The sequence below is a fragment of the Aequorivita sp. IT1183 genome, from assembly GCF_058068265.1.
In genome coordinates this window covers 181,674-200,977 of the sequence record NZ_JBYRHS010000004.1, presented here as the reverse complement: position 1 = coordinate 200,977, position 19,304 = coordinate 181,674, and the positions used below count along the sequence as shown (strand labels likewise).

Here is a 19,304-nt window from a genome sequence, read left to right as displayed (position 1 = left end):
CCCACGTAAAAACCTCAACATCTGAGATTTTTCTTAGTGTGTTTAATTATTGAAAGTTAAGATCGAAAGATCCTTCTGTAATATTTTTTATGGACTGATCGCCGTTTACGTTTTTAGCCATAAAGTTGAACGTGCCCTTAATGTTAGTATCAGTTTTTTCAGAAACTTTAACCTCGCCTACAACGCCACTATCTTGGTAAGGAGCAGACCATGTTTGTGAATCCATGGGGTTATCTATATTTGCTTCAATATATGTAGCAGTTACGAATACATTTGAATCTGTAAACTCATAAGTTCCAGTTCCATCATAATTATTGATGATAATAAAAATTCCTTTACCATCTGCGTCGGAACCCTGAAGGGTAATCGTAGTGGTTCCACCACCAGTAGACTGACTTGCCGTTGAAGCAATTTCCATGGATCTAAAATCACTGCCTCCAACTTTTGCAGCCACGGTTCCAGAGCCGGCCGAGCCACCTCCGCCGCCATCGTCGTCTTTTTTACAAGAAGTTAAACTCACGGCTGCGATAGCCATTAATACTAAAATTGATTTTTTGAAAAATTTCATAACGTTTGGTTTTAGTTCTCCGCCGAAGCGAATACGTGAATACTATTTGAAACAAAATTGCCTCATTCACAGATAGTTCACAATAGGGCAGTTGCCGTATTCTGCAACATTAACCCCCAAAAGCGCAATGAATCTCTAAAATTTTATGTGTGGAAATCGATTTTGAATTGAAGCCATTTTCTGCTGAAGTTTCTCCAAGAACTGAAGATTCTCCGCACTTTCTGAATTGAATGGCCTGTGAAGTAAACCATTTTGAATAGAAGAAATTTCCTTCTGAAGTGATTCCGTTTCTGAAGCAATCCAAACTTCAGAAAATTTTTGCCAAATAATTTCAATCGCCGTTTTATTTGGGTGAAGCATATCTTCAGCATAAAATCTGTAATCGCGCAACTCGTCCATCATTATTTCAAAAGAAGGGAAATAAAAGCTACTCGACTGCGCTGGAAGTGACAATGTCTGCTGAATTGCAGCAATTAGATGTGCTTTGCTGAGTGAATTTTCTGTGAAACCATCTTTTATATGGCGCACCGGCGAAACTGTATATATAAAAGTAACATTTGGGTTTATGGCAGAAATTTTTTCCGCAGTATGCTGAATGCTTTTTGAAATAGTATCGATGGAAAGTAATTCCTTTTTAAAATTCTGCTGCGGAAGTTTGTGGCAATTGGCGACTATTTCATCACTTTCCAAATGTCTGTAAACCCAGGATGTTCCGAACGTAAAAATTATATGTGTTGAAGTATATAATGCTTCACGTAAATTTTGAAGTGCCGAATTTAAATTTTTCAGGAAATCAACGTTGTTCAAAGCTGCAAGCTCAGAATGTGCCTCAAAACATTTCCAAATTCCGTTGTGCTCAAAAATATCTTCTTCGGAAAAAAAGTCGTTTTCAATCGCCCGAATTATTAGTTTTTCAATGGAAACTGGATTAAAAATTATTCCAAACGGATTTTGCAGATTCTGAAATTTAAAAAAATCAAACTTCTCCCCGATGTTTTCCGAAAAACAACTTCCCAACAATAGTATATCCGAAGAATAATCTATTTGATTTTCTTCGGGTTTAAGTGGTATTTCAGTTTGAAGTTTCATGTTTCATTGTGGTTAAACTCAGCGAGCCTCCGTGGTTCTCCGTGCAACTCTGCGTAATAGTTATTTCACAGAGTAGCACAAAGAAGATGCAGAATTACACAAAGGATTTAGCTTTTATTAAAGCTTCGTCTATTCCTGCTGGGTTTTTACCGCCTGCTGTGGCAAAAAACGGTTGTCCGCCACCGCCGCCTTGGATGTATTTTCCAAGCTCGCGAATTATTTTTCCAGCATCGAGGCTTTTTTCGATTGCTAATTCCTTCGAAATATAACAAGCTAGTAAAGCTTTTCCATCGTATTCGGCGCCAAAAACTAGAAATAGATTTTCGGTTTCACCGCCCATTTCAAAAGCCAAATCTTTCATACCGCCAGCGTCTAAATCAATCTTTTTAGCAAGAAAATTCACGCCATTAATTTCTTGAATTTCACTTTTCAAATCGCCTTTTAAATTCTTGGCTTTATCTTTTAACAAATGCTGAATTTGTTTCTGTAAATTGCTATTTTCTTCCTGCAAGCTTTCAACTGCTTTTACCGGGTCTTGCGAATTATTTAGTGCTTTTTGAAGAGATGCAAAAGATTCACTTCTATCAATAAAATATTGTTTTGCCGAATCGCCAGTAATAGCTTCAATTCTTCTAATTCCAGATGCAACTGCGCCTTCCGAAGTAATTATAAAATGCCAAATATTATTGGTGTTCGGCACGTGCGTTCCACCGCATAATTCCATCGATTTTCCGAATTTTATAGCACGAACTGCATCGCCATATTTTTCGCCAAAAAGTGCAATTGCACCTTCGTCGATTGCCTGTTGGTACGGAATATTTCTACGTTCTTCTAAAACAATTCCCTCGCGGATTCTTGCGTTTACAAAATCTTCAACTTGTTTTAATTGTTCATCCGTCACTTTAGCATAATGTGAAAAATCGAATCGCAAATTTCGACTGTGAACCATGCTACCTTTTTGCGCTACGTGTTCGCCCAAAATATTTCGCAAACCTTGATGAAGCAAATGCGTTGCGGTGTGGTTTGAAGCAGTTCGGCTTCGTTGCAATTCGTCAACTACTGCATTAAAACTAGCTTCAGGATTTCTTGGAAGCGTTTTTGTAAAATGGATTATTAAGTTGTTTTCCTTTTTGGTATCTACAATATAAGTTACGCCGCCATCTGCCGCTTTTAAATAACCTTTGTCTCCCACTTGCCCACCACCTTCGGGATAGAAAGGTGTTAGGTTGAAAACAAGTTGGTACATTTCGCCATCTTTTTTGCTTTCTACTCTTCGGTAACGTGTAATTTTTACCTGAGTTTCCAGCGTATCGTAACCCACAAATTCTTCAACATCGTCTTTTTGTAAAACCACCCAATCGCCAGTTTCCACTTTCGTGGCTGCGCGAGAACGATCTTTTTGTTGCTGAAGTTCAGAATCGAAGTCCTTTTCATTTAAAGAATAACCGCGTTCACGAAGAATTAAAGCAGTTAAATCTATTGGGAAACCGAAAGTATCGTACAATTCGAACGCCTTTTTACCTGAAATTTCCTTGGAATCCGCAGAATCGATAATATTTTCAAGTAACACCAAACCTTGATCGAGCGTACGAAGAAACGATTGTTCCTCTTCGCGGATAACATTTGTAATTAAATTCTTTTCTGTGATAAGTTCTGGAAAAGCCTCCCCCATTTGGGCACTTAGAGTTTCAATCAATTTATAAATGAACGGTTCTTTTTTGTCTAAAAACGTAAAACCGTAGCGGATTGCTCTTCTTAAAATTCTTCTTATTACATATCCGGAACCAGTGTTGCTTGGCAATTGTCCATCTGCAATAGAAAAAGCTACCGCACGAACGTGATCTGCAATAACGCGGGTTGCGATATCTTTTTTCTCGTCTTTACCGTATTTAGAATTCGTTATCGCTTCTATTTCACGAATAAGCGGTGTAAAAACATCAGTGTCATAATTACTTTGTTTGTTTTGCAAAGTCATACACAAACGCTCAAAACCCATTCCCGTATCAACGTGTTGGGAAGGCAATTTTTCTAGGCTACCGTTGGCTTTTCGGTTGAATTGCATAAAAACCAAATTCCAGATTTCCACTACTTGTGGATGGTCATTGTTCACCAAATCTTTTCCTGAAACTTTAGCTCTTTCTTCGGCAGAACGAATATCTACGTGTATTTCGCTACACGGTCCGCATGGGCCTTGTTCGCCCATTTCCCAGAAGTTATCTTTTTTATTACCGTTTAAAATACGGTCTTCGGGTACAAATTGTTTCCAAAGATTGTAGGCTTCGGTATCGCGCTCTAAACCTTCACTTTCGTCCCCTTCAAAAATTGTAACGTAAAGAATTTCTTTATCAATTTTATATACTTCGGTTAAAAGTTCCCACGCCCATTCTATTGCTTCTTTTTTAAAATAGTCGCCAAAACTCCAGTTCCCGAGCATTTCAAACATGGTGTGGTGATAGGTATCCATTCCCACTTCTTCCAAATCATTGTGTTTTCCGCTAACGCGCAGACATTTTTGGGTATCGGTAATTCGGTTGCTTTTTGGTTTTCCATTTCCTAAGAAATATTCCTTAAACGGTGCCATCCCACTATTGACAAACATTAGTGTAGGGTCGTTTTTAACCACCATTGGCGCCGATGGAACAATGGTGTGTTGTTTCGACTTGAAAAATTCTAAAAATTGGGAACGTATTTCCTTGGACTTCATTTCTTATAAAATTATGCTAAATTAATGGTTGGGCGCAGAAGGAAACTATTTCTATCTTTGTAAAAACGTTACATTTACTCCGCGCTAACAACAAAGCGCAAAAATAGCAATTTTTTAACGCATGTCTAAGGTTAAATATTACTACGATAGCGAAACGCTCTCGTACCGAAAAATAGAAAAGAAAAAGGGTCGAAGACTAAAGATTTTCGCGCTAAGTATTCTAGGCTCGTTACTGAGTGGATTTCTGTTGCTTTTGGTTTACATAAACCTTCCATCTGTACAAACTCCCAAAGAATTATCCTTACAACGGGAAGTGAACAATATGCACCTGCAATTTGAACTTTTAAATAAAAAGATAAATCAGGCACAGGCTGTACTTGCGGAAGTTGAAGATAGAGATAACAACCTCTATCGCGTATATTTTGAAACCAACCCTATACCAGAAGAACAGCGAAAAGCAGGTTTTGGAGGGATAAACCGATATAAAGATTTAGAGGGTTTTAATAATTCAAAATTGATAGCAAACACAACTCGAAATTTAGATATTTTGACGAAGCAAATCGTTGTGCAGTCAAAATCGCTTGAAGAAATAGCTAAACTTGCAGTGAATAAAGAGAAGCTTTTAGCTGCAATCCCCGCCATTCAGCCAGTAAAAAATGAAGACCTTACACGCATGGCTTCAGGTTATGGATACAGAACAGATCCATTTACAAAAGCACGAAAGTTTCATTATGGAATGGATTTTACCGCCTCACGAGGAACACCAGTTTATGCAACTGGCGATGGTAAAGTTTCACGTGCCGATAATAACGCCACGGGCTACGGAAACCACGTTGTTGTAGAACACGGTTATGGCTATGAGAGTCTGTATGCGCATTTGTACAAATACAATGTGCGTCCGGGACAAAAAGTTCAGCGTGGAGACATTATTGGCTTTGTGGGAAGTACCGGAAGAAGCGAGGCGCCTCACTGTCATTACGAAGTTTTTAAAGACGGTGATCGCATTAACCCAATTAATTTTTACTACGGAAGTTTAACTGCAGAAGAATTTGCAGATATTTTGAGAAAATCACAAGAAGAAAACCAATCGCTTGATTAATTCTAGATGCACATAGACCTACCAGAAAAATTGTATTATGGCATCGGCGAAGTAGCCGAAGCTTTCAGCGTGAATACCTCGCTGATACGTTTTTGGGAAAAGGAATTTGATGTACTAAAGCCCAAGAAAAATGCAAAAGGCAATCGCAAGTTTACACCTCAAGACATAAAAAATCTTGAACTCATTTATCATTTGGTAAAAGAGCGCGGTTTTACACTGGACGGCGCTAAAATCCATTTAAAGGAAAACAAGCAAAAAACACTAGACCAATTTGAAATTATTAGAAAATTGGAATCGGTAAAAGCAGAATTATTAAAAATTAAAGAACAACTCTAAATCAATTGTATCATGAAAAAATGGTTACCTCTTATTATTATTCTTGGAATTATTTTTATAATTGGATCATCTTTGGCCAGTCAAAACAACAAATTAGTTGTGCTAGACGAGAAAGCAACTGCGCAATGGGCTAACGTGGAAAGTTCCTATCAACGTCGGGCAGACCTTATCCCTAATATTGTAAGTACTGCAAAAGGCTATGCTGAATTTGAACAGTCAACTTTAATTGCTGTTACTGAAGCCAGAAGTAAAGCGACCTCCGTTACTATTGACCCTTCAAACATTACCCCCGAGCAATTGACACAGTACCAAGAAGCTCAGGCTGGTGTTACTTCTGCCCTTTCGCGTTTATTGGCTGTTTTTGAAAGATATCCAGATTTAAAAGCGAATGAAAATTTCAAGGAATTGATAAACGAATTGGAACGTACCGAAAACCGCATCAACGTTGAAAGAAATAGATTCAATGAGGAGGCGCGATTGTTCAATACCGAAATCAATCAGTTTCCTACAAAGATGTTTGCAGGTGTTTTAGGCTTCCACGAGAAAGCATACTTTAAAGCAGATGCAGGCAGCGAAAATGCTCCAAAAGTAGACTTCGACTTAGGAAAAGACAAAAAATAAAGTTTACAGTAAGCAGTTGCAATTGGCAGTTGGAAGTATTTTTCAACTGAACAATATTTCAGAATTTAAAAAAAAATAAAGCATGTCTAAAGTTGAAGATTTTCTCACCAAAGAGGAAGAAGCAGCAATTATTGAAGCAATTCGTATATCCGAAAAAAATACTTCGGGAGAAATACGTGTGCATTTAGAACCCAGTTCTATCTCTACCGAAGAACCTGGCGAGCAAATAGATGCATTTGACCGCGCTGCAGAAGTTTTTGATACGCTTAATATGGCCAAAACTCAAGAACGCAACGGCGTGCTACTATATGTTGCCGTGAACGATAGAACCCTCGTTATCTTGGGTGATAAAGGCATTAATGAAATTGTGGGACAAAACTTTTGGGAAAGCACCAAAGACGTTATTATTAGCCATTTTAAAAATGGTGATATGAAACAAGGTTTGGTGGAAGGAATACTAAAAGCTGGCGAACAATTGAAAAAGCACTTTCCTTATAAAAAAGATGATAAAAATGAATTGCCGGACGATATTTCGGTAGGATAATTTTTAAGTACAAAGTGTTTCGGCTCCAGCCAGCAACCGTATAAGTTGGCAAAAAAAATTCAATGAAAAAAATTCTTCAGAAATATAAATTCGTATTAGTATTAATCGCGATTACATGTTGCTTCCAAAATGTTTGGGGGCAGTATGAAATTCCACCAAAACCAAAACTTGCGGAGCAAACTTCGGTGTACGATTATATAAACCTACTTACGCCTGCCCAAGAATCTGCCTTAAAAAATAAGTTGAAACGATATGCCGATTCAACTTCCACACAAATAGTTTGTATTATAATCGGTACTACAAAAGGTGAAGACATTTCAATTCTAGGTGCAGAATGGGGACAGAAATGGGGCATTGGTCAAAAAGATGAAGACAACGGAATTGTAATTACCCTCGCCAAAGATGACCGCAAAGTGGACATAAACACAGGTTACGGAATTGAATATAGAATTACCGATTTAATGTCTGAACGTATCATTAACCGCATCATGATTCCCCAGTTCAAAACCGGCAATTTTTACGAAGGTTTAGATCAAGGTAGCGACGCCGTTTTTGCGGCTCTAAAAGGAGAATTTAAAGAAGATCGCGATTTCGGAAAAAAAGAAGACGGTACTCCTATACCATTCTTTATTATCTTCATTTTTATCATTATTATTATTGCGTTAATCCGTAAAGGAGGCAAAGGCGGAAAAGGCGGCGGTAGGAGCAGTCTGTTAGACATAATTGTACTTAGCAGCCTTGGACGAGGTGGTTTTGGCGGCGGCGGAGGCGGCTTCGGCGGCGGAAGTGGTGGCGGAGGCGGCTTTGGTGGCGGTTTCGGCGGCGGTGGCTTTGGAGGTGGTGGCGCTAGCGGTGGTTGGTAAAACCCCCTAATCCCTGAAGAGGAACTTCTTTAAGATATCGAAAAGATTTGTTCAGAATGAAACTTCCTGCAAGGTTTTTAAAACCTTGTAGGTCTAAAGATGTTATAAAAATGAAACTTTCATTAGTATCAATTTTCATATTCACCCTTGTTTTTTCCTGTAAAGGTCAGGATCGAGATTATTCCGAAGTTTTTCCAGAAAACCCAAATTCATTAGCTGTAGTAGATAGTTCGAATATATTTTCAACTGCAGAAAATTACGAGCTTGCCGCCAAATTGGTGGAGTATGGTGATGCTACAACACGACAAATTGTAGTGGTGACTGTAGACTCTATTTCGCCCTACAATGATATTCAAAAGTATGCCAGCGATTTGGGAAGTTATTGGCGTGTGGGCCAAAAAGACCTCGACAATGGCCTGGTAATCGTGCTTTCAAAATCACTCAGAAAAGTGGCTATTGCTACAGGGTATGGCACAGAGAAAATTTTAACCGACTCGATATGCGAACAAATAATCGATAGTACTATGATTCCTGAGTTCAAAAACGGTAATTATTTTAAAGGAATCGACAAGGGTGTTGATGCGATAATTGAAGCCTGGAAATAAATCAATCCCACGGATTATCATCTATCTCTCCTTTTTTACCAAGCGTATTAAATTTATAGCTCAGCGTAAGCATAAAATATTGCTTTAAAACCGTACTCTGGACATCTTGTATATAATCTTGGTTTGAAGTCCGCTGGACGTTATTATTTTGGTTCAACAAATCGTAAACTTTAAGAGTTGCACTACCGCTATCTTTTAGGAATGAATAGGTTAATGAGCTGTTCCAAAAAACATAACTTCTGTTAAAACCATCGGCAACATCAGCATTATATACGTATTCGATATCATTGCTCCATTCTAAAAATTTCGGAACAAAAGTAGTAGCTCGTAAATTGAATTCGTGCCGCGTGTAATTATTGTCTTCAAATGTGTCTATTTCAAAACTATTGATGCTATAATTAATGGCGTACCTAGGGGTTATTTCAAATATATCCTTCCATCTGAAACTCGTATATAATGATGGAGTATAACTAATTGTTCTACTGCTGTATTGTACGTTATTGATAAAATTCACATTTTTATTGCCGTGCAAATAGATGAACGCTCCGTATTTAAAAGTGCGTAAACTGTCAATTTTAAAATTTTTATTAAAACCGAAATTTCCCGAAAAATTATATGTGCCATTCACGTTTGTGTAGGTGGTAGTCCTAACAAGGTTTTCGTCCACGGTGGTTTTCGGCACTACGCGGTCATTGGTTATTTCGAGATTTAAGTAAGAATAGAAGCCAGATTGATTTTTAAAATCGTAATTATTTCCTCCAAAATAAAATCGATGCTCGTTTGAAGGTTTCAAATCTGGGTTTCCGTTGGTAATATTCAATGGATCTGAAATATCTACAAAAGGTGAAAGTTGGTCTATATCTGGAGCATTATTCTGTAGATAATATCCTGAAAATACGCTAAATGATTTAGTGAATTTATATCGAAAATTAACACCCATCTCCAACGCATTAAAATCGTTTTTGAAGTTTATATCTCTTAGCGCATCATCGCTTTCCAGCGTTCTAAAAACATAACCAACATTCACACTGGCATAGATTTTTTCGGAAGAATAAGTCACGCCCATTTCTGGACTGGATTGCTGATTTGTATTAGTAAAATCGGCACTCTGCGCAGTATTGAAATCTGTATATTCTTGTGAAACTACATCAAAATCGAAAACATCTACTTGGTCTTTTCGTTTATCTTTTTCAAAAGAATATTCAAAATTTAGAAAAAGTGTATCAGCAATAATGGGCACTCGCCACGATGGCGTTACAGTAAAGTCTGAAGAACTTTTTCTGCCATCAGAAAGTTGATTTCTTGAGATTGTATTTGGGTCGTCGCCAAAAATTTGTGTTTCACTATTTGTATAATCCTGATTATCGATAGCGTTAATTTTGTTGTTGGTTATAACTCTGAAAAAGCCTCCCTTAGCTCCGTACTTTTTGGTGATTGTGAGTCTGTTGTTAAAATCACTTCCCTGTCTTTCGCTGTGATTATCGTTATTAGATTGATTAATCAGTTCCTGATCTAAATCACGGCTTTCTTCATTTTTGGTGAAATCAGAAATAGCTTTATTAAGTGTTAGTTGCGGGCGAATAGAAATCAAAAATGTAGAATCTATTTGCGTTTTAAAACTCATGTTTGCCGTATGGCTATCATTATCATTTTCTGATTTAGTATTCACATTTGAGAAATATCTATTCTCTGGTAAAATATTTTCACGGTTTCGCAACTCTTCGTTAAAAGTATTTGCAGAAGAATAAAAATAATCTGCGCTTAGGTCTGTGCCTTTTCCAAAGTTATCCGCAATATTGGCACCAGCGGTACGAGAATTGGTAATACCATCGCCTCCGCCAAACGACCGCCCGTTAATGCTGAAAGAACCATTGCTGTTGAAATTAGCATTTCGAGCGCTACCGAACATTTTCTCTATTTCCCCAAAACTAAAACCTGGAGAATTTATATTGTTCCCTCCCGCAAGAGCGCTAACCCGAAGATCATTGTCAAAGTAATTTATAAGGCCGGCATATTCAAAACGTTTATCTGTTCCACCACCAGCTGCCACCCTTCCAAAAATACCTTTGTTCTTTTCTTCGTCAATTTGGATGTTTATGGTTTTGTTGTTTTCATCACCTTTTTCACCTGTAAATGCTTGAGAATCTGTTTTGGTATCGGTTACCTGAATTTTTTCAACAATTTCTTTAGTGAGATTTCTGGTAGCAATAGTTGGATCATCACCAAAAAACGGCTTCCCATTGACCAAGATTTTGTTAACAGGCTTTCCGTTAACGGTTATATTGCCCTGCGCGTCCACTTCAACGCCCGGAAGTTCTTTCAGTAAATCTTCAACAGTGGCGTTCTTTTTTGTATTGAAAGAAGCTACATTAAATTCTAAAGTATCTTTTTTGATTGTAATGGGAGCGCGCGATTTTACTACTACTTCATCTAGATTTGCTACCGAAACCGAAATAGGAATAATCCCCAAATCCTGAATTGGTTTATCTAAATTTATTTCCTTTTGAAAGTTTTCGTAGCCAACAAAACTGATGTTCACTCGAACGCTTTTTTCTGAAGTTTTCCCTTCTAAAGCAAATTTGCCATTTTTATCGGTAATGGTGTAAGTAATCAACGTACTGTCTTTTACTGTTTCCATAAAAACGGTGGCAGCTTCAAGTGGACCGCGGGTTTCACTGTCGATTAAAGTACCTGAAACGTGAACATTTTGGGAAAAACCAAAAGAAACAAATAGGAAGAAAAAAATTGAAAAAAATCTCTGCATAAAAAAGTGTAGCAACTTTAATTTACAATCGAATATAAAGCTATATTTTGAAAAATTCAATGCAAATTTAAAATAAAACAGTCCCCTCCTTTTTAAAGATTTTTGCATTATAATATTTCGGTGAAACTGCAGTATTTACCATTAATTACACGTTAAAAATAACGCAATACCATAGTGGAAACTAATTGGTAAATAGGCGAATAATCTTCATTATAAAGGCTAATTCGGTAAAAAATACATCTTTTCAAAAAATAGTAAACGAAAAAAGCTGCTAAAATATCTTTAGCAGCTTTTAAATTTATAATACTCTCTTTTTACTCTTTGGGAGTTTTATCCTTTTTATCCATCGCTCGTTCGCGAATTTCGGTAATACTAATAGGATTAGCTTTGTCGCAACGGTTAGGCATTTTTAAAGATCTAAACGTGAACCACACTCTAGTTCCGTTCTTCTTAAAATTACCCAACAAATTAACGGGGTCGAACATAACGGTTCGCTCATCTTCCAAAGCGATTACATATTCACAATCGCCCTCTACCGTTGAATGTATAATTATCCCCTTGTATTCTTTAACGTTCGGGGTCGAAACTTGAGCTTGAGCTTGAGTTTTTACGCTACTTTTAGAAGGGCTTGTTTTAGGTTTTGTGGAATTGCACGACGCTAGGCTTACGACAGCAAAAGCAAGAAAGAAAATTTTTTTAACGGTTGTCATATTAAGGATTTTATAATAGCTAAGGTAAGAAAAAAGGCTGTTTATATTAAAAAAACAGCCTTTTTCTTAATCTAGTTATTTTACAAGAATCTTCTTGCTGAGCTTATTTTTAGAGTTTCCAATTTCAACTATATAAGTACCAGCACTAACTGCTCCCATATCTATTGTAGTTTTATAGTACGCTGCATTGCTTTTTTTAACTTGCTGTTGCATTACTCTTTTACCTTGAATATCGTACACGTTTAGTCTTAAAATATCACTTGTCGTTGTATTCAACAAACTTAGGTCAAATGTTTTATTATCTACAGATGAAATTATAAGATCTGAAGCATTCATCACCAATTCATCCACACTTGCTGTACTAGACAATTTAAACGACGCTATACGTGTTTTTCTTGGCTCACCTGAGTATTCACCTGTAAACCAAAAAGTAAGGTCGTCCACAGGGTCTCTTGTAAGTTGTGAATAATCTCCATAACGCGCATTATCTGTTACCGAAGTAGTTCCTGCAACTATCAATTCTGGCGCAATAGTCATATTACCAATTGGGTCTGAGTTCATTCGACCTGTATAATATAATGACGGAAAAGTAGTAGCTCCAGACTTTGTAAAGCCCATACCTATGTTACCTTCTTGATCCATAGCCATTCCAGAAAGGAAAACACTTTCGCCACCTGCATCTTGAAATGTACCTTCTTGATATTTAACCCAAGGTGCTGCTACACTTGGTCTTCTAAGTTCAATCCAGCGAATACCACAAATTCTAGTTCCATCTGTTACTTCTACTGGGAAGTTGATTAACATAGATTCGTGCGTACCAAAATCATAACGATGTGTTTGAAAATAGGTTGCAAAAACTATCGGGTCTATACGTTGTGCAGTACCAGGCTGTTCTACAACAGCAAATGAATCTCCTCCCGTTCCTTCTAAAAACGAATCGAAAGCATTGATAGGAATTTCCTGCGGTTGAGATACAATAGCTGCACCTGGGTTAGACCAATCTATATCAAGACCCCAAACTTTAATGTGGTCTACTGCAACTCCTGCCCAAGCATTATCTTGAAACCATACAATAGGAGCAGCTCCGTCTGCTACACCAGCACCTTCAGAATGTACGGGTTGTGGCGCTTGAAATCCGCCAGAACCAATATACCCTGGTAAAGTTAAGGTAGCAATTTCAGCAGATGGATCTCCATCTAACATCTTTTGACGGTTGAATGCATAAAAGCGACCACTCTCTAAAGGACTAAAATTTCCTGTACACACATAGCTATTGCCATAAACTGCGTAATGTGGGTAATCGTTTTCTGGCACATTGTAGCTGTAAACAGCATAAGTTCCAGTAGGATCTGGAGTAGTTGAAACCGCTATTTTAAATTGTTCTCCAGCTGGTAATTGAAACTGAGAAATAAACCAACGATCTGCTTCTCTATCATACAGAACAACAGGATCTCCTGAAATAACACCACCAAGTGGAATGTTAATATCCTTTGGAAAACCTGGAGCTTGCACGCCGTTTTTATCCCATACGCTCCACAAACCATTTGTCATTTGCACAACGTGATTTGGACCCACAGCTGCAGTTGGATCTGGTGGGCTAATATCTATGTTAATTCCATCAAAGTTTGCAATTGGAGCACTACCTCTATGTAGCGGAGTTTCGGTTTGCGCCAATGGATCTTGCTTTGTTGGGCTTTCTCCAACAGTTTCAGTAAAAGCTTGTTTTTTTAAGTTTTTAGAACTTATTCCATTCCTAGGAACCTCTCTTTTAGCAACAGACTTTGGGTCTACTTTAGGATAGGTTGTCATGGATTGGGTGACGAAGAAATTGTCGGGGGTTTTTACTTCAACGACTTTTCCTTTTAAGGGCGAATCTTGAGCTTGGGATACCAATCCAAAACAGCAGAACGCTCCTAATAAAAAGTAATTTTTAATTCTCATAATGTTCAAGTTTTATTACGTTAGTTTTCTTGAACAAATATCTTGAAACTCTGGAATAGATTGACAAAAACAGACTACGCACAAACTACTCGAAAATGAAAATTTGTTAAAAATTAAGGTTTTACCTGCAAAATTGAATAAAAACTAAGTAGCCGAGAAGCGTGCCTGTTCAGTTTCTTTGAGAGTGGCAACAAGAAATGTTGCTAGTGTTTCATCTTCCTCATCCAATCCAATTTTTTTGCTAATGCGATATCGTTTGCTTTCCACCGCACGTATGGACCTATTTAAGAATAAAGCAATGTCCTTATTTTTAAAATCCATCGCTAAATAATAACACACAATAAGATCAGAATCGCTAAGTTTTGAAAATCGAGCTTTTAAGTTGGAAAAGAAATCAATATTCAATTCGTTAATCAACTTAAGATGATCTTCACCATTACTAATTACTGAAGAAGATTGTAAGTGAATATTATTATATAAATCTTTTATTTTAACACGTTGCTCCTTGGTATCATCTCTTGAAGCAATGCTTTTAATTTCCTTTTTCAATTCGCCAATATACTCTTCTAAACCAAGGGTTTTAATTTTTAACTTTTCGTAATTTGAGCTTAATTGCGAATAACTTTTTCGCTGATTAATAAAGTGATTTATCTTTCTATCGATTTTTTTATAATAGATAAGAAAAGCGCCTATTAGAAGAAGAAGCACAACGAACAGGGCAATAAGCCAATATCTATTCATTAGTTTTAAATCGCTTTCGGTTTGTAGTGCTTTTTCAGATTCAATTAAATTTTCAGTAATATCATAGCTAGCAGTAATATTTTTATTCAGAATTTCTTCTTCAAAAAACTTCAAAGAGTCTGAGTAAACCCTGCTCAAATCTCGATCGCCCCTTAAATCATAAACCTCAGAGTAGAGTGTGTAAAATCTTTTTTTGGAAACATAATCCAAATAGTCTTTAGCTTCACCGGCGTAAGCCAAGTAAACCAGAGTAGAATCCAGCTGTTTTTTAACCAAATGCAACGAAGCCATGCACACATTTAAGTTTACATTATACGCACGAAAATTATAGTTATCTATGGTTGGATTATCTTTTAGCGATTTAAAAATATTGCGGTATTTATTGGCATTTTCTAAAACGTTTAGATGCGAATAATTATCTGTAAGCATGAAAAGCGCAAATAAATAATAGTATGCATCGTCCTCAACATTTTTATAAATGTTTAAGTTTTGTAAAAGCAACGAATTACTCTTCTCAAACTCATGATTCTGAAATGCAACATACGCAGGCATTTGCATTACTTCAATTAACCCATTTTTATTATTGGCTAAAGTGAAATATTTTTTTGCCTGTTGAAGATATTTGCCTGTAGTTGAATCTTTTTTTACTACGAAAGTATTGGAGAATAAATCTAAACTTGCTTGCCCAGCAATGTCATAATTTTTTTCTTTTTCACCATATTTTACAGCCAGAGTGAAACTATTAAAAAGTTTAGCCTGCTCATTAGATTTATGATAGAGTACCCCCTTAATCATATAATAATCTGCTAAGCGCCCTTCAATAGATTGGGTAACCGGAGTGGGTATAGAATCTAAAAAGCTCCAAGCCAATTGTGGATTTTCGTGCACATAAACATCTGCAGAATCCACATATCGTGTAAATTTTCCTTGCTTTTGCGCCGCAATTGTAGTAGCAAATAAAAATATGTTCGCATATAGAGTGCATTTTAAAATTTGAAGAAAGGAAGTATATCTAAAGCTATTCATGAATATAGAGGAATACAACTAGAACAATATATGAAAAATCTCCTATAACTAATGAGATAAGATTAAAGTTCCTATTTCTTCCTAAAATAAACAGTAATTGGCACTCCAGAAAAATCGAAGTTTTCTCGAAGTTTATTTTCGATAAAACGTTTGTACGGGTCTTTAACATACTGCGGCAGGTTGCAGAAAAACGCAAAACTAGGATAGGGCGTTGGCAACTGCGTACAGAATTTTATTTTTACGTATTTAGCCTTGTAAGCTGGCGGCGGATATGCTTGAATTATAGGAAGCATTACTTCGTTAAGCTCGCTAGTTTTTACCTTTTTGCTTCGGTTTTGGTAAACCTCAACAGCAGTTTCTATTGCTTTGAAAATACGTTGCTTTGTAAGAACTGAAACAAAAACAATAGGTACATCTACAAAAGGTTCAATTTGCTGGCGGATGTATTTTTCATAATCCTTAACGCTGCTACTTTCTTTATCTTCCACCAAATCCCACTTGTTGGCAAGTATTACAATCCCTTTATTATTGCGTTGTGCAAGCCAGAAAATATTTTCAACCTGTCCGTCAAATCCACGGGTGGCATCAAAAACTAGAATAATTACATCGCAATGCTCAATGGCGCGAACGCTTCGCATTACCGAATAAAATTCTAAATCTTCCTTTACCTTGCTTTTTTTCCGAATACCAGCTGTATCAACTAAGTTGAACTCAAATCCGAAACGGTCATACTTCGTATCTATACTATCGCGAGTTGTTCCTGCAATATCAGTAACAATATATCTGTCTTTTCCAATTAATGCATTAATGAAAGAAGATTTTCCTGCATTTGGACGTCCAACCACAGCAAAACGAGGTAGCTCGCTGTTGTCTTCTTCTTCCCTATCTGGCAAGGCTTTTACCAAATCGTCAAGCAATTCACCGGTACCACTACCATTAATACTTGATAGATTGTATTGATATTCAAAACCTAAGGAATAAAACTCCAACGCAGCGTTTACACGCGAAGCTGCATCGACTTTATTGATAGCCAAAAAGATAGGTTTTTTAGAACGACGAAGCAGTTTTGCAACTTCTTGATCCATTCCAGTAACACCCGTTTCCACATCAACCATAAAAATAATGGCGTCAGCTTCATCTATAGCAAGCTCTACTTGTTTATCAATTTCGGCTTCAAAAATATCACCGCTACCTTTAATATAACCTCCAGTGTCTATCAACGAAAATTCCTTTCCGTTCCAATCACTTTTTCCATAATGACGGTCCCGCGTAACACCGCTTGTTGAATCTACAATGGCTTCTCTACGCTGAATCAATCTATTGAAAAAAGTGGATTTACCTACATTTGGTCTTCCAACAACGGCAACAATGCTCATAATCTTAATTTTAGAGTGCAAAAATAGCTTTTAGTTGGCAGAAAAAATACTATTTTAACCGCTTTAAAAACAAATAAATTTATGCAGCTTTCCAACGAAATAGTATTGAGACCACGTTTTGAAATGGAAACTAATAAAAGTTGCAAGCAAATTTCTGATGTTTTTGTAAAAGCTAAAAAAAATCAAGATCGATTCGTTATTTCCTGTGTGGACGACCATATTTTTATAAAACCGCCAAATAACAACCAGCATTTTTGGTCACCCCAATTACACTTAGAGTTAACCCAACACTCAGAAAACACCTGTACTATCCACGGTTTTTTTGGTCCCAACCCCACAGTATGGACCTTATTTATATTTTTACACGTGGCTATTGGAATTCTATTTATGGTAGATTTAACTTGGTTGTATTCTAACTATAATTTGGGTAATTCTATCACACTACAAATTAGCATAGCAGTTATTTTACTAATATTTTGGGTATTACTTTATGTAGCTGGTAGAATTGGAAAGAAAAAAGGAAAGCCCGGGATGCGGGAACTTTATGATTTTACGATGGAAAAACTTGGTTAAAAACCGAATAAAACGTTCAGTAATTTAATTTATGCTTTAGAAATCCTCTTCCTTGCTGCTGGATTTTGCTGAAAACACTTTTCGAGCATTTCGTAGATTTCCGGATGCTTATTTCTGAAAAGTTTTGGACGCTCAAAAAAATATTCTGAAGCTACCGCTAAGAATTCAACTTCCTTGGTGCCGCCGTATTTTCGAATGTCAGACTTATTATCATTAATAGCTTCCATTTCTTCGTGCATCAATTTCAGCCACGGAGTAATGTATTGTCTTTCCAAAAGTCTTTCTGGAATTCCATCAGCCACGCCGTCCATTTTATCAATAAGATGAACAAATTCGTGAACAGAAGTATTGCCTTTATCCGTTTCGTTTTGAAATCCTAAATGCAGTGCTTTCCGGGACAGAATCATTTGTTTTTCGAATCTTCCAGAGCCTACGAGACCGGCGATTATCCGCTTTTCGCCATCACTTTCAAATTCGAGATCGTCATTAAAATTATCAGGATAAATTATAATACCGCTAAGATTATTGTAATGCCATTCCGCAAATCCGAAAACTGGAATTACTGCACTTGCAGCAATCAATACTTTGTCTAAATCTTCAATTTCGGTGTCAACTGCTTCTATGTACACTTCGCTCAAAAAAAGCATCATTCGCTGCCGAAATGTTTTCTTTTCGACTGTGGAAAGTTGCCTATAAAAATGAACGTTTTCATTTAAAAGTGCTTTCCATTCTTCAGGAAAATTTTGGACAGGTCGTTTCTTATTAATAATGAAAGCATAAACCGCAAAGGCCACCAGACCAATAAAAAGAATGAAATAAATCATTTTTTATTGTTGTAACCAAACCTGCGCAACTGCCTTTCATCGCTTCGCCAGTTTTTATTCACTTTTACATAAAGTTCGAGGTGAATTTGTTTCCCAAAGAATTTTTCCAAATCCTTACGAGATTCAATTCCCACCCGTTTTAGCGCCGAACCTTTATGGCCAATGATAATTCCTTTTTGGGTTTCGCGTTCCACCATAATTACACTTCGAATGCGGATGATGGTTTCATCTTCAAAAAATTCTTCCGTATCAATTTCAACTGAATAAGGGATTTCTTTTTTATAGTGAATCAATATTTTTTCACGAATGGCTTCGTTTACGAAAAATCGTTCGGGCTTATCGGTCAATTGGTCTTTTGGATAGAATGCTGGCGACTCCGGAAGCAGTTCAATAATTCTGTTGAATACTTCGGGAACACCAAAATCTTGAAGGGCAGAAATAGCGAAAACTTCAGCATTTGGAACTTTTTCTTGCCATAGTTTAAGCGCTTCAGAAAGCAGCTCTTCGTTACCAATGTCAATTTTATTTATAAGAAGCAAAACTGGAATTTTAGAATTCGTTATTTTATTAAAAAATGCTTCATCCTTTAATTCCTTTTCGCCCAATTCAACCAAATAAAGCAGTATATCTGCATCTTCAAAAGCAGATTTTACAAAATCCATCATGCTTTCTTGCAACTGATATGCAGGTTTTATAATTCCCGGCGTATCGCTTAAAAGCACTTGAAAATCATCGCCGTTTACTATCCCTAAAATACGGTGTCGCGTGGTTTGTGCTTTGGAAGTAATTATTGAGAGACGCTCGCCTACAAAAGAGTTCATCAAGGTGCTTTTGCCCACGTTCGGGTTTCCAATAATATTTACGAATCCGGCTTTGTGTTTTGTCATTTCTTTGAAATTGGTTTTGCAAATTTAAAGCTT

Annotated in this window: 17 protein-coding genes; 7 read left to right on the top strand and 10 right to left on the bottom strand. The window is 36.8% G+C overall.

The annotated features are described in order from the left end of the window. Positions 1-46 precede the first annotated feature (46 nt). The 3 genes from AC3RVF_RS09290 to alaS form a co-directional block, all read right to left on the bottom strand. Positions 47-568, bottom strand: a complete 522-nt coding sequence (locus AC3RVF_RS09290; RefSeq protein WP_489691369.1) for a DUF6252 domain-containing protein — start codon at positions 566-568, stop codon at positions 47-49. A 135-nt stretch (positions 569-703) separates the two neighbouring features. Beyond that, positions 704-1,657: a GSCFA domain-containing protein gene (locus AC3RVF_RS09285; RefSeq protein ID WP_489693252.1), complete on the bottom strand. Its 954-nt coding sequence runs from the start codon at positions 1,655-1,657 to the stop codon at positions 704-706. A 94-nt stretch (positions 1,658-1,751) separates the two neighbouring features. After that, positions 1,752-4,361, bottom strand: a complete 2,610-nt coding sequence (gene alaS / locus AC3RVF_RS09280; protein WP_489693251.1) for an alanine--tRNA ligase — start codon at positions 4,359-4,361, stop codon at positions 1,752-1,754. 121 nt (positions 4,362-4,482) lie between these two features. Between alaS and AC3RVF_RS09275 the strand changes: the two genes are divergently transcribed. From AC3RVF_RS09275 to AC3RVF_RS09250, 6 genes are all read left to right on the top strand, one after another. Beyond that, the gene (locus AC3RVF_RS09275; RefSeq protein ID WP_489691366.1) at positions 4,483-5,460 is read left to right on the top strand and encodes a M23 family metallopeptidase; all 978 of its coding nucleotides are present in this window, start codon (positions 4,483-4,485) and stop codon (positions 5,458-5,460) included. Between the two features lie 6 nt (positions 5,461-5,466). Beyond that, positions 5,467-5,796, top strand: coding sequence for a MerR family transcriptional regulator (locus AC3RVF_RS09270; protein ID WP_489691365.1), 330 nt, complete (start codon positions 5,467-5,469; stop codon positions 5,794-5,796). Between the two features lie 12 nt (positions 5,797-5,808). Continuing rightward, positions 5,809-6,417: a LemA family protein gene (locus AC3RVF_RS09265; protein WP_489691364.1), complete on the top strand. Its 609-nt coding sequence runs from the start codon at positions 5,809-5,811 to the stop codon at positions 6,415-6,417. A gap of 82 nt (positions 6,418-6,499) precedes the next feature. Continuing rightward, positions 6,500-6,961 carry a TPM domain-containing protein gene (locus tag AC3RVF_RS09260; RefSeq protein WP_489691363.1) on the top strand — a complete coding sequence of 154 codons (462 nt, stop codon included), beginning with the start codon at positions 6,500-6,502 and terminating at the stop codon, positions 6,959-6,961. A gap of 62 nt (positions 6,962-7,023) precedes the next feature. Further along, on the top strand, positions 7,024-7,824 hold the full coding sequence (locus AC3RVF_RS09255) for a TPM domain-containing protein (RefSeq protein WP_489691362.1): 801 nt from the start codon (positions 7,024-7,026) through the stop codon (positions 7,822-7,824). 110 nt (positions 7,825-7,934) lie between these two features. After that, positions 7,935-8,429, top strand: a complete 495-nt coding sequence (locus AC3RVF_RS09250; RefSeq protein ID WP_489691361.1) for a TPM domain-containing protein — start codon at positions 7,935-7,937, stop codon at positions 8,427-8,429. A gap of 1 nt (position 8,430) precedes the next feature. Here the strand turns inward: AC3RVF_RS09250 and AC3RVF_RS09245 are convergent, their stop codons facing one another. The 5 genes from AC3RVF_RS09245 to der all read right to left on the bottom strand — a co-directional run bounded on the left by AC3RVF_RS09245 (position 8,431) and on the right by der (position 16,990). Further along, positions 8,431-11,193, bottom strand: a complete 2,763-nt coding sequence (locus AC3RVF_RS09245; protein WP_489693250.1) for an outer membrane beta-barrel protein — start codon at positions 11,191-11,193, stop codon at positions 8,431-8,433. A gap of 314 nt (positions 11,194-11,507) precedes the next feature. Continuing rightward, positions 11,508-11,903, bottom strand: a complete 396-nt coding sequence (locus AC3RVF_RS09240; protein ID WP_489691359.1) for a hypothetical protein — start codon at positions 11,901-11,903, stop codon at positions 11,508-11,510. A gap of 75 nt (positions 11,904-11,978) precedes the next feature. Next, the gene (locus AC3RVF_RS09235) at positions 11,979-13,844 is read right to left on the bottom strand and encodes a T9SS type A sorting domain-containing protein (RefSeq protein ID WP_489693249.1); all 1,866 of its coding nucleotides are present in this window, start codon (positions 13,842-13,844) and stop codon (positions 11,979-11,981) included. 144 nt (positions 13,845-13,988) lie between these two features. Beyond that, complete coding sequence (locus AC3RVF_RS09230; protein ID WP_489693248.1) at positions 13,989-15,494, bottom strand: helix-turn-helix transcriptional regulator; 1,506 nt, start codon at positions 15,492-15,494, stop codon at positions 13,989-13,991. Positions 15,495-15,682: 188 nt separating this feature from the next. Beyond that, positions 15,683-16,990, bottom strand: a complete 1,308-nt coding sequence (gene der / locus AC3RVF_RS09225; RefSeq protein ID WP_489693339.1) for a ribosome biogenesis GTPase Der — start codon at positions 16,988-16,990, stop codon at positions 15,683-15,685. A gap of 78 nt (positions 16,991-17,068) precedes the next feature. On the opposite strand from der, the gene AC3RVF_RS09220 reads away from it, so the two are divergent. After that, positions 17,069-17,560 (top strand): GTP-binding protein, encoded by a 492-nt coding sequence (locus AC3RVF_RS09220; protein WP_489691356.1) that lies wholly within the window; start codon positions 17,069-17,071, stop codon positions 17,558-17,560. Positions 17,561-17,589: 29 nt separating this feature from the next. Here AC3RVF_RS09220 and AC3RVF_RS09215 read toward each other — a convergent pair whose 3' ends face one another. Both AC3RVF_RS09215 and era read right to left on the bottom strand, forming a co-directional pair. Continuing rightward, positions 17,590-18,384, bottom strand: coding sequence for a M90 family metallopeptidase (locus AC3RVF_RS09215; protein WP_489693247.1), 795 nt, complete (start codon positions 18,382-18,384; stop codon positions 17,590-17,592). Next, the gene (era, locus tag AC3RVF_RS09210) at positions 18,381-19,271 is read right to left on the bottom strand and encodes a GTPase Era (protein WP_489693246.1); all 891 of its coding nucleotides are present in this window, start codon (positions 19,269-19,271) and stop codon (positions 18,381-18,383) included. Before era ends, AC3RVF_RS09215 begins: the two co-directional genes overlap by 4 nt. Positions 19,272-19,304: the final 33 nt, after the last annotated feature.